8 protein-coding genes are annotated in these 9,896 nt (G+C 49.1%); all 8 read left to right on the forward strand.

The features are described 5' to 3' along the window. The 8 genes from ACL9RM_RS18980 to ACL9RM_RS19015 all read left to right on the forward strand — a co-directional run bounded on the left by ACL9RM_RS18980 (position 1) and on the right by ACL9RM_RS19015 (position 9,557). Positions 1-882: a carbohydrate ABC transporter permease gene (locus tag ACL9RM_RS18980; RefSeq protein WP_250267241.1), complete on the forward strand. Its 882-nt coding sequence runs from the start codon at positions 1-3 to the stop codon at positions 880-882. Continuing rightward, positions 882-1,772 (forward strand): carbohydrate ABC transporter permease, encoded by an 891-nt coding sequence (locus tag ACL9RM_RS18985; protein ID WP_250267242.1) that lies wholly within the window; start codon positions 882-884, stop codon positions 1,770-1,772. Before ACL9RM_RS18980 ends, ACL9RM_RS18985 begins: the two co-directional genes overlap by 1 nt. Before the next feature lie 50 nt (positions 1,773-1,822). Continuing rightward, positions 1,823-3,649: a protein O-GlcNAcase gene (locus ACL9RM_RS18990; RefSeq protein WP_250267243.1), complete on the forward strand. Its 1,827-nt coding sequence runs from the start codon at positions 1,823-1,825 to the stop codon at positions 3,647-3,649. Positions 3,650-3,746: 97 nt separating this feature from the next. Further along, positions 3,747-5,288 carry a DUF4127 family protein gene (locus ACL9RM_RS18995; RefSeq protein ID WP_250267244.1) on the forward strand — a complete coding sequence of 514 codons (1,542 nt, stop codon included), beginning with the start codon at positions 3,747-3,749 and terminating at the stop codon, positions 5,286-5,288. Positions 5,289-5,293: 5 nt separating this feature from the next. Further along, positions 5,294-6,013, forward strand: coding sequence for an N-acetylmannosamine-6-phosphate 2-epimerase (locus ACL9RM_RS19000; RefSeq protein ID WP_250267245.1), 720 nt, complete (start codon positions 5,294-5,296; stop codon positions 6,011-6,013). Next, on the forward strand, positions 5,991-6,830 hold the full coding sequence (locus tag ACL9RM_RS19005) for a MurR/RpiR family transcriptional regulator (protein ID WP_323873132.1): 840 nt from the start codon (positions 5,991-5,993) through the stop codon (positions 6,828-6,830). The genes ACL9RM_RS19000 and ACL9RM_RS19005 overlap by 23 nt, the downstream gene beginning before the upstream one ends. 152 nt (positions 6,831-6,982) lie before the next feature. Continuing rightward, positions 6,983-7,921 (forward strand): ROK family protein, encoded by a 939-nt coding sequence (locus tag ACL9RM_RS19010; RefSeq protein WP_069290896.1) that lies wholly within the window; start codon positions 6,983-6,985, stop codon positions 7,919-7,921. A 25-nt stretch (positions 7,922-7,946) separates the two neighbouring features. Further along, positions 7,947-9,557 (forward strand): FAD-dependent oxidoreductase, encoded by a 1,611-nt coding sequence (locus ACL9RM_RS19015; RefSeq protein ID WP_250267247.1) that lies wholly within the window; start codon positions 7,947-7,949, stop codon positions 9,555-9,557. Positions 9,558-9,896: the final 339 nt, after the last annotated feature.

Genomic DNA, 9,896 nt, shown 5'->3' on the forward strand with positions numbered 1-9,896 from the left:
ATGATCAAATGGTTGAGGTCGGAGTCCTTTACGGCCTGGGCCTTTATGACGCCGGGACTGTTATTGCTTGCCGTCTTTGTATTTTGGCCTATTATTTACAGCATTCCGCTGGCATTGACGGACTACTCTGTCATATCAGACACCCATTTTGTCGGCTTGGATAATTTTGAAGCGGCGTTTAAGGACCGTAACTTTCTTATTTCGATTTGGAACTCATTGTTGTACGTGCTCATTGTCCCCTTTCTTCAAATTTTCTCCATCCTGATGGCTGTGCTTGTGAATAGCCGTATCCCGGGAATTAAAATATTTCGTACGACCTACTACATCCCTGTTGTGACTTCGATGGTAGCGGTAGCCTTAATTTGGAGCTGGCTGTTGGGCAATAACAGCATAGTGAACTACTTGCTCATGCAGGTCGGCTTGATTAGCAAAGACATTCATTGGTTATCGGACAGCAACTTGGCCTTGTATGTACTAATGTTCATCACAATGTGGAAGGGACTCGGGTATTATATGATGCTCTATCTGGCTGGATTACAAAATATTCCCCAAGATCTGTACGAAGCCGCTAGAGTCGACGGAGCAAGCCGATGGCGTCTGATTGTCCATATTACTCTTCCACTGCTGAGACCCTACGTTCTGTTCTGTACCCTTATATCGCTCATGTCAGCTATTCGCGTATTTGATGAAGTATATGTACTAACCAAGGGTGGACCGGGAACGGCCACGTTGACATCCAGCTTGTATATTTTTCAAAAGGGCATGGAGCAGTTTAATTTTGGATATGCTTCCGCGCTTGGCTTAATTGTCGGTGCAATGATTGCCGTACTTAGTATTATCGTATTCCGATTCAATAGGAAAGGCGGTGTCAATCCCTATTGATGAATCTAAAGGATGACAAAATGCTACGCTCATCTCTTCCTAAAAAGGAAAGCAGCCGCATCATGCGCAGTCTTGCTCGAATGCTGAGAATGATGGTCATCTACGTGCTTCTAGTGCTACTCGCCCTCTTTTTAATGGGACCGTTCCTATGGCTGCTCAGCGTATCCCTCATGCCAGGCCGCAACATTTTTTCAACGCCACCCGCTATTTTTCCGACCTTTATTGATTTCGGCAACTACGTTCAGGTGTGGCAGTTCATGAATTTTCCAAAGTATATGCTGAATACGGTCATCATTACGGTGTTGGGCGTTGTGCTCAATGTGGTGCTCGCCAGTCTGACAGGATATCCCTTGGCTGTGTTTCGTTTTAAGGGTAAAAATCTGGTGTTTACGCTGCTGATTGCCACGATGATTATTCCTTCCTACACCGCATTTATTGTGCATTATCTGACCATTCAAGGGCTTCATCTAGGCAATACCTATTTAGGTGTGGTGTTGCCTGGGGCAGTCTCCGTTTTCAACATTTTTCTAATGCGACAGACGTTTATTCATATTCCTACCGATGTGCGTGATTCCGGTAAAATGGACGGCGCTTCGGAGTTCCGAATTTGGTGGCAGCTGGTGCTTCCGCTGGTCAAGCCAGCGCTGGCTGTAATCTCTCTATTGGAGGCGATGTCGTTCTGGAACAGCTTTCTGTGGCCTATCGTTATTTTGAACGATACGGAGCTATATCCGCTGGCAGCTGCGCTCACGTATCTCAACGGTCAATTTGCCTATAACTTCGGCTGGATTGCTGCAGGCACAATGATTTCGGTACTGCCGATCATTATATTGTTCCTGTTTACGCAGCGCTACTATATGGAAGGTCTGGCGGGAGCGGTAAAAGGATAAGCCAGTAGTCACGGCTACGAAGAGCCTGTGAAGGGAAGGAGACGATTGCGATGAAATTGTCCAAAGGAATGGGGCCTCATTCAGGTGAAGGGCTATCACGGCAGGAGATACAATATTATTTTCGTGATGTGTATGACAGCGGGGAAAGGCTGGTTATCTCCGAACCGCGACTGATCTGTGAACTGTCCTCTCGCTTTGCAATGAATCAGGAGTATGAAGGTGTGCTGGACCCTGAGGGACCGATCAAGCTCATTGTACCTCCAGGACCGGGTGTACCGACTGAAACACGGGGAAGCGTACAGTTGGTGCTCGAATATGACGGAACGCTTGCTGCAGACGGATATCGGTTGGACATTCAGAAGGACGGGCGGATTGAAATCCACGCTTCCAATAAAAGAGGGCTCAAATACGGCATGGATGCCCTGCATCTCCTGCTTCAGGTGGAACAGGAGCGATGTACTCTGCCGGTGATGTCTATTCGGGATGAGCCTTCCTTTCCGGTCCGAGGAATTATTGAAGGCTTCTATGGGAAACCGTGGAGTTTCGCGGATCGGCTTGATGCCGTCCGTTTTATGGATGCCCACCGGATGAACACGTTCATGTATGCCCCCAAGGATGATCCATATCATCGTGAGCTATGGAGAGAACCGTACCCTGAGGATACGTTTGACCAGATCCGCGAATTAAAGGAAGCCTGCGAACGGCATGAGGTTGATTTTCATTATTGTATCAGCCCAGGGAACGATCTGAGCTTTGGCAGCGATGAAGATTTCCTCAAATTGACGGAAAAGCTGGCGGCCGTGATTGCGATTGGCGTACGTCATTTTTCTGTATTAATGGATGACATTGACTATGTACTCAAAGGGGAAAATCGACATTTGCTGGGCCGCTCGGGTCACGCTCATGTCTTTTTGACGAATAAGGTGCATGCATGGCTGGCTGAACGACTGCCTGAATTTACGCTGACGGTCTGTCCTTCGGAATATTGGTCATATTGGGATACCGAATACAAAAAGGATTTCCGTGAGCGGCTGCATCCGGAGATTAAGGTGTTCTGGACGGGGTACTTTGTTTTTGCTCCACAGATTAGTCGCGAGCACGCCGCTGATAATCATGCATACTTTGGGCATGAGCTGTGGCTGTGGGATAACATCCCGGTGAATGATTGTGACCATGATCGGTTATTCCTTGATCCGCTGCGCGGACGGTATTCCGGGCTACCGGACTGCGGACATACCGGTATGGTGGCCAACCCGATGAATCAGTGGGAATGCTCCAAAGTGACGCTCATTACGATGTCCCACTACATGTGGAACAGTGAACGGTATATGCCTGAGCTATCTTGGGAATGGGCTGCGCGGGAGTTAGCGGGAGAGCGTGCGGATGAACTGATGTTTTTCTGTCGTCAAAATAGGAACAGCCGACTAGGCGGCAACACGTATGAGGACGTGGACCTTGCTTTGAAAATGCGCGATATCCCTGCGCTGGATATGTACTTTGAGCGGCTGCTTCAGGCGGTGAGCGTCCTACGGAACGTGCCTGCCGATGATCTAGCCGCAGGGTTCGTGTCCCAGGCCGCGCCGTGGCTGGAACGTGCCGAGCTGGACGCGGGCCTGTGGCAGGTGCTGCGTCAAGCTGCGCTCAGCAGCGAGCGACAGGACGATGCACAGTCGGGGGAGAGCAGCACGTCGAGGGAAGCAGTTGACGGGCAAGAGCCGTCGCCTCTGACGGACGAAATCGCAGGAGAACTGCGACGCGGTATCACTGCTTGCTTAGAAGCGGAGGCTCGGCTGGGTAGCAATCCGGCGATCCGAGCTGCCGCGCAGTGGGGTTATGTCGATCAGGATGAACAAGGCAAATATCGGCTGATCTTGTGAGTGTTTGCGATGGATTAAGAAACCAAGGCAGCATAGCTGCACTGAAAATAATCATTTGCCGTTAGGATAACGGTAATTTTCAGGAGAGGTGGAACGTATGGTGAAGCCAAACACCCGATTACTTTTTATACCGCTGGATGAGCGGCCCTGTAATTATCAATTTCCTTATTTACTGGCACAGGGCACAGACTTGGAAATGGAGCGGCCCCCATTGGAATGGATGGGACAAAAGAAAACCCCTGGCGATACGACCAGACTATGGGCATGGCTCGAAGAACGCGCAGCGACTGCTGATGGAGCCATTGTTGCGATGGATACGTTGCTGTACGGAGGAATCGTACCTTCTCGACTACACGGTATGTCGAGCGAGCAGGTCAGAGATAGAGTGAATCGGCTTCGCAGGCTAAAGCAATTATATCCGCAACTGACTCTGTATGCATTTCAACTGATTATGCGTTGTCCGCAATACTCTTTGGCTGATGAAGAACCGGATTACTATGCCGATTGGGGTCGTGAGATATTCAGAAAGGGCTTCATTGAGCATCGTCAGGAACTGGGGATCGCTACCGCAGAAGAGTTGCTTGAATTAGTTGATATTAACGAGCGTTTGCCAATGGAAATACTAGATGATTACTTGGGGCGTCGCCATGTGAATTTGGAGGCCAATGAAGTTGCACTGGATCTCGTAGCAGAAGGTATCATTGATTTTATGATCATCCCACAGGATGATTCGGCTCCCTACGGCTATACCGCCAAGGATCAGCAGCGGCTAAGAAGTCGTATTTCTGAGCTTGAGCTGGATTTGAATGTATACATGTACCCGGGGGCAGATGAAGTGGGTTGTACGTTGCTGGCTCGTTGGGTTAACAAGATGAATAATGTAATCCCACTGGTGTATCCTCGATTGTCTGCTTTGCAGGGGGCATTCGTAGTTCCGCTTTTTGAAGATCACTATTTTTACGAAACCTTAAAATATCAGATTATGGCGGCAGGTGGGCTAATAGCTTCCTCAGCAATGGAGGCTGATTTGATTTTGTTGGCTAACACACCCGGTGACACGATGGCAGAAGCTTCATCCCAGAAGCGTGCAATGACCGGATATGATGTACATCGGAATGTAGTAGAGCTGGTTGAGTACGGTTCTTATATGCTGCAATATGCGGGTCAAAATGTTGCAGTTGCTGATGTGGGCTACGCCAACGGCGCAGATCTCAAGCTAATTAGACTATTGAAGCAAAAAGGACTGCTTTTTAAGCTGGCGGGTTATGCAGGCTGGAATACCAGTTCTAACACGCTGGGCACCGTCATTGCCCAGTCTATGCTGTATACCCACTATGGCTCTACGGAGGAACATTTGGATTTTCTGTCGCTGCGCTACGCCGAGGATGCCTGTTATTGCGCTGTGGTACGTACGGCTATGAATAACGGGATTGTGGAGCAGATGGGTTTTACCAAGTTTATGCTCGATGGACCGAGAGGCTCGGTAGCTGCGGTTATTCGCGGACGGCTGGAGCAGGCGCTCAATGAATATGTGAACGGGCCGGAAGGCCGCGTGGAAATTACAGATTGCTACATGCCGTGGAACCGCACCTTTGAAGTCGGATTAACCGTACGGCATCATGCCGAGAAGAGAGGGTGATTCCTATGGGAATGGAAGGTGTGTTATCCAAAGTTCAGCACGGACTGATCGTATCCTGTCAGGCGCTGCCAGGCGAACCGTTGCATGGAGCAGATTCTATGGTCAAAATGGCGCTTGCCGCACAGCAGGGTGGAGCTGTAGCGATTCGCGCCAATGGCGCATCGGATATACGTGCGATTAAACAGGCGATTTCTCTACCAGTCATTGGCTTGATTAAGCGGGATTATGATGATTCTGATATTTACATTACGCCTACCCTTCGTGAAATGGAGGAACTGGTGGAGGCAGGCGCGGATATCATTGCGCTGGATGCCACATTACGACCGCGCCCAGCGGGATGCAAGCTGAAGAGGCTCATAGATTATGCCCATGAGCAGGGAGTTACCTCCATGGCAGACATTTCGACACTGGAGGAGGCGCTTCATGCGGCCTCTCTTGGCGCAGACTGCGTATCCACCACGTTATCCGGGTATACGCCGTACTCTACTCGGATTGAGGGTCCTGATCTGGAGCTGGTTCGGAGAGCGTCAGAACTGGTTCCCGTTCCTTTAATTGCAGAGGGCAAAATCTATGATCCGGCGCAGGTTGAGGAAGCATTCCGAATGGGAGCACATGCAGTGGTCGTAGGCTCGGCGATTACCAGACCCCAATTGATTACGCAGCGGTTTGCCGATGCCGCAAGGAAGGCAGTGAAATGCATCTATGGAGATGAACGACCGAATTAACACGTATTATCCTTCATTAACGAAATCGGAGCAGAAAGTCGCCTTGTGCGTACTGGAGCATCCCGCAGACATCATATATTTCTCCGTGACAGAGCTGGCGGATTTTGCAGGTACAGGCGAAACGACCGTCATGCGCTTTTGCCGGAAGATTGGTTTCAAAGGTTATCAGGATTTCCGACTGTCCCTAGCGCAAAACCAGAATTATCGTAAAACAGATATGGGCGAGGAGAACATCGACCCAGATGACGAACAAGATATTACGCGTACGGTGTATCACAACATGCTCGATATTTTGCACTCCAGTATGGGGCTGCTGGACCATTCAGAGCTTGGTCGTGCGATTGCGTGTCTCGATCAAGCGGGCTATGTTCAATTTTTCGGCGTAGGTGCTTCGGGGATTTCCGCGCAGGACGCTAAAAACCGTTTCTTACGGATCGGGCGCCGCGCCGAGGCCGTAGCAGACGGACATATTCAGTCGATGATGGCGGTGTCCATGAACCCGGGTGATGTGGCTATCGGCATCAGTGTATCAGGAAGTACGCTGGATACGAACGATATGCTGCACAAAGCCAAGCAAAACGGTGCAACTGTTATTGCAATTACGAATTATGCGAAATCACCCATTACCTCCATTGCAGATATCGTGTTGCTGACCGCAGGCAAGGAAGCTCCAATAGAAGGTGGTTCAATCGGCGCTAAAATCTCACAACTATTCGTGATTGACCTCATCTGCGAAGGGCTTGCTCGCAAGCATACGAATCACACCAAACAGATGAAGGAAAAAACAGCGAGGGCCGTTATTGAACGAAGCTATTGAGATTTTTCAGTTGTGAATTGAAAACTTGTGCTCCGACAGTTCAATGACTTGTGTTTGTGGTTCTTATGAATGGCTATTTCAAGTATTGCTATTAATAGAAGGTTTGTACAAAGAGCTAGTAAGCTTTTATGTAGGGCAACAAGGAGGTTGGTGTGGTGGTAGCTGCTGTGAACAGAGTCATTGGAATCGACATTGGGGGCACATCGGTGAAGGCCGCCATAGTGGCACGGGACGGATCGGTGCTTGATGAAATCCGGCTGGATACGGACGCTTCCCGTGGACGTGAATGGGTGTTGTCGCAGGTGTCAGAATCTGTGCTCGGACTGTTGCGTTCTTTTGGGGATACCAGCATCGGTGCCTATATAGATATAGGCGCTCTAGGCATTGCTACTGCTGGCAGAGTAAATGTGGAGAGCGGCGTAGTTGTGTATGCCACAGATAACCTACCTGGCTGGCAAGGTACATCCTTAGTAACGTGGGCTAAAGAAAAACTGGCTTTACGAGCGGTTGCTGATAATGATGCGAACGCCGCTTTACTTGGAGAAGCGTGGCAGGGAGCGGGGAAAGGCAAGCGACGCTTGGTGATGCTCACGTTGGGAACAGGTGTCGGAGGTGCATATATGGAAAATGGCCTCTTGTGCAGAGGGGCTCATTGGAGCGGCGGTGATTGGGGGCACAGTATTCTATACCCCGGAGGACACCCCTGTAATTGCGGAAAAAAAGGGTGCGCCGAGCAATATGTATCGGGGAGCGCCCTGTTACGTCGAGGTAGGGAACACGTCGGTAAATTGTACCGCTCGGGAAACGAGATTGTGAAAGAGGCCGTTCACGGTAACCAGGAGGCAATCCAGGTGCTGGATGATTACACCGCAGATTTAGCTGTACTTCTAGCTAACATCTCGGTGACTCTTGATCCTGAGGGGATCATTGTAGGCGGAGGAGTAGCGGACACGGGAGAGGTCTGGTGGCCTATGCTGGAAAAGCATCTGCACCAATTTGGAGTTCAAACGGAAGTAAGTCGGGCATTGTTGGGCAATCGCGCTGGAATCATCGGCGCTGCACGGCTTGCCTTCGAAATGACCGAGTCCTAGTACAAGAATGAAAGGGGAACGAACCATGACGCAAAAACGGCTTGATACCGACATTGTTGTGATTGGCGGAGGTCTGGGGGGGATATCGGCAGCTCTTGCGGCGGCGAAGGCTGGCATGAGAGTCATCGTGACAGAGGAGACGGACTGGTTAGGGGGGCAGTTAACTTCACAGGCGGTTCCTCCAGATGAGCATCGATGGATCGAACAATTTGGTTGCACAGCAACATACCGTGAGTTCCGTAATCGTGTACGTGACTATTACCGTCAGAACTATCCGTTAACCGAAGAAGCTCGAAATAATCCCATTCTCAATCCTGGGAACGGTTGGGTAAGCCGTCTGGCCCATGAACCACGGGTAGCTCTGCGGGTGCTTGAAGATATGCTCGCTCCTTATTTGAATACGGGGCGCGTTCATGTATATTATCACACCGTGCCTATTGCCGTTCAGACGGATGGGGACTGTATTACTTCTGTAACTGTCCGTACCTCGAATAGCGCTGATCATAAGTGTGGATTTAGAGTGCTGCACGGAACGTTTTATCTGGATGCGACAGAGTGTGGTGATCTCCTTCCGATGGCGGGCGTGGAGCATACGAGTGGAGCGGAGTCGCGGGCTGCTACGGGTGAACCTCATGCACTGGAGTGTGCTAACCCTTTTGATATGCAATCTATTACACATGTGGCTGCCGTAGACTATATTCCCCAGGAAAGCTTCATTATAGAGCGGCCGCAACAATATGATTTCTGGAGAAATTATATTCCGTCCTTTTCCCGTTTTCCGATTTTGAGCTGGTTTGCTACTGACGCGGATGATACCAGTAAACTAAAACAGTTCACATTGTTTCCTAACGATCAGGGCATTGTATCCTTATGGGATTATCGTCGTATTGTAGATCCCTCGATATGGAGCAAACCGCTAAATGATGGTGAGGTAACTCTTTTAAACTGGGCGCAAAATGATTATTACCTAGGGCCATTGATCGGTGTTACCGCTCAAGAGCAGGCAAAACATCGAGAAGGAGCGCGTGAGTTGACTCGTTCATTAATATATTGGCTTCAAACCGAAGCGCCCCGGTTAGATGGAGGGTTCGGCTATCCGGGAATTCGACCACGGGGTGATATTCTCGGCACTTCTGACGGTCTGGCTAAAACGGCTTATATTCGCGAGTCACGCCGAATTCAGGCCAATTATATGATATCTGAGTTTGATGTAAGTCGTGAGCTTCGGGGAGAAGAGGGTCCTAAGCGATATACAGACAGTGTAGGTGTAGGTAGCTATCATTTGGATCTTCACCCAACTACGGTATCTCAGCGAACATTCTACATCCCTAACTATCCCTATGAAATTCCATTGGGCTCACTTATTCCGGTGAGGGTGCGCAATTTACTTCCTGCCTGCAAAAATATAGGGATGACCCAAATAGCCAATGGCTGCTATCGATTGCATCCTACAGAATGGAATATAGGAGAATCAGCGGGAAGCCTAGCGGCTTACTGTGTCTCCAACGAAGTATATCCCATTGAAGTGAGCCGATCAGCAGAGCATCTTGGATGTTTTCAAAATGTTCTTCTTCGCCAAGGTGTCGAATTGCACTGGCCTGCAGAGGTATTTGAGCCAGAGGAAGTCATCAGCTAATGAAGGGGCAACTAGCCCCTCGACTGATTTTAAATGAGCTGAAAGATGAGTGGATTTATTCTAAAATAAAAAAAAGAAAAAAAGTGCTTGCTAAGTTGCTGAGGTTTATGATATATTATTTGAGCTGACAACAAAACAGCAGTTTCAAAAGCGAAAAGCTTGGGTGAAATGATCTTCAAAAAAAGAAAAAAATAACCCTTGCATTTTTGAAACGAACATGGTATGATCTTATAGCTGCTGAAAAACGCGGCGAAAGAGAAATGTTTGATCTTTGAAAACTGAACAACGAGTGAGTAAAACGATTTTGTTCGCAAAATCAAACAAGAGATATTTTTATCT

Source organism: Paenibacillus sp. S29 (genome assembly GCF_049319765.1).
In the GTDB taxonomy this organism is placed as follows: Bacteria; Bacillota; Bacilli; order Paenibacillales; family Paenibacillaceae; genus Paenibacillus; species Paenibacillus polymyxa_B.

What these genes read in the sequence shown, in the direction of transcription:
- ACL9RM_RS18980 (WP_250267241.1), top strand. Translation starts at nt 1, where the DNA reads ATGATCAAATGGTTGAGGTCGGAGTCCTTTACGGCCTGGGCCTTTATG.
- ACL9RM_RS18985 (WP_250267242.1), top strand. Translation starts at nt 882, where the DNA reads ATGAATCTAAAGGATGACAAAATGCTACGCTCATCTCTTCCTAAAAAG.
- ACL9RM_RS18990 (WP_250267243.1), top strand. Translation starts at nt 1,823, where the DNA reads ATGAAATTGTCCAAAGGAATGGGGCCTCATTCAGGTGAAGGGCTATCA.
- ACL9RM_RS18995 (WP_250267244.1), top strand. Translation starts at nt 3,747, where the DNA reads ATGGTGAAGCCAAACACCCGATTACTTTTTATACCGCTGGATGAGCGG.
- ACL9RM_RS19000 (WP_250267245.1), top strand. Translation starts at nt 5,294, where the DNA reads ATGGGAATGGAAGGTGTGTTATCCAAAGTTCAGCACGGACTGATCGTA.
- ACL9RM_RS19005 (WP_323873132.1), top strand. Translation starts at nt 5,991, where the DNA reads ATGGAGATGAACGACCGAATTAACACGTATTATCCTTCATTAACGAAA.
- ACL9RM_RS19015 (WP_250267247.1), top strand. Translation starts at nt 7,947, where the DNA reads ATGACGCAAAAACGGCTTGATACCGACATTGTTGTGATTGGCGGAGGT.